Origin of the sequence: Pseudokineococcus sp. 5B2Z-1 (assembly GCF_037482305.1) — a bacterium.
In the GTDB taxonomy this organism is placed as follows: domain Bacteria; phylum Actinomycetota; class Actinomycetes; order Actinomycetales; family Quadrisphaeraceae; genus Pseudokineococcus.
Window position 1 is genome coordinate 18,223 of sequence record NZ_JBBHZG010000004.1, and the last position, 1,163, is coordinate 19,385.

General features: G+C 78.6%; 2 protein-coding genes. One reads left to right on the top strand and one right to left on the bottom strand.

Going from position 1 to position 1,163, the window contains the following annotated elements; all coding sequences use genetic code 11:
- Window positions 1–266 precede the first annotated feature (266 nt).
- Window positions 267–614 carry a DoxX family protein gene (locus WDV85_RS10935; protein WP_339570640.1) on the top strand — a complete coding sequence of 116 codons (348 nt, stop codon included), beginning with the start codon at window positions 267–269 and terminating at the stop codon, window positions 612–614.
- 51 nt (window positions 615–665) lie between these two features.
- Here WDV85_RS10935 and WDV85_RS10940 read toward each other — a convergent pair.
- A partial coding sequence (locus WDV85_RS10940; RefSeq protein ID WP_339570641.1) for a TSUP family transporter occupies window positions 666–1,163 on the bottom strand: 498 nt, incomplete at its 5' end.

Sequence of the window (1,163 nt, forward strand, 5' to 3'; positions counted from 1 at the left end):
GCCGCCGTCGGTGGGCACGCCGCGACGTCGGCGCGAGCGCGGACTTCGAGGGGCGGTGGACGGCGCGTCGGCCCTCGAACTCCGCGGCCGACGGGGTCGGGGCCGCGACGTCGGGGCCGCGACGTCGGGGCTCGGCACCGGCCACCAGCGTCGTCGCACCACCCCGGAGCGACGACGGTGGCCGCACCCACCGCCTGGCGCGCGGAGGCCCGCAGGCGAGAGGCTGTGCCCGGCCGCGCAGGGTGCGTGGGCCGCGAGGAGGTCCGGTGTTCGTCGCCACGGTCGTGCTGTCGGTCCTGCTCGCCGCGATGCTCGCCTTCTCCGCCCGGGGCAAGCTCGTGCAGGACCGGGCGATCATGCGGACGATGCGCACCGTCGGGGCCTCGGACGCGCTCGTGCGGGGGCTCGCCTACGTGGAGATCGCCGCGGCGGTGGGGCTCCTCGTGGGCATCGGCATCGCCTGGATCGGGTCGCTGGCGGCCGCCGGGCTCACCTTCTACTTCCTCTTCGCGCTCGTGGCGCACCTGCGGGTCGGGGACCGGAACGTCGTCCCGGCGGCGGCGCTGCTCGTCCTGTCGATCATCGTGCTCGTCCTGCGGTCGCAGACCGCCTGACGACGCAGCGCTCCCCGACCGCCGGACAGACCGCCGGACGGCGACGAGGGCTCACCCGCCGAGGACGCCGACGAGCCCCTCGAGCGTGATGCTCGCGGCGCCGAGCACCGAGAGCACGAGCAGGCCGGTGCGGGCCGCCGACGCGGGCAGGCGCCGCACGAGCAGCTCGCCCGCGGCGACCCCGACCGCGGCGGCGACGACGGCGCCCGCCCACAGCGCCCAGGGCAGGGGCAGCAGCGCGTCAGGCTCGAGGCGCACCTCGAGCGCCGCGGCGACGAGCCCCACGACGACGAACCACGGCTGCACCGACGCCGTGAAGGACCGCTGCGGCCACCCGCTGGCGACGGCGTGGACGCTGAGCACCGGGCTGCCGAGGCCGGCGGCCGCGTGCAGGACGCCGGAGCCCGCGCCCGCTGCGACGGCGCGGACCGCGGACGGCGGCGGGTCGGCGGGGGCGAGCCCCTCCCCGCCGTCGCCGTCCGGCACGAGCGCCTCGTCCTCCGGGGACGCCGGCTCGGCCCGGGAGTGGTCGCGGCGGGCCCGGGCCCA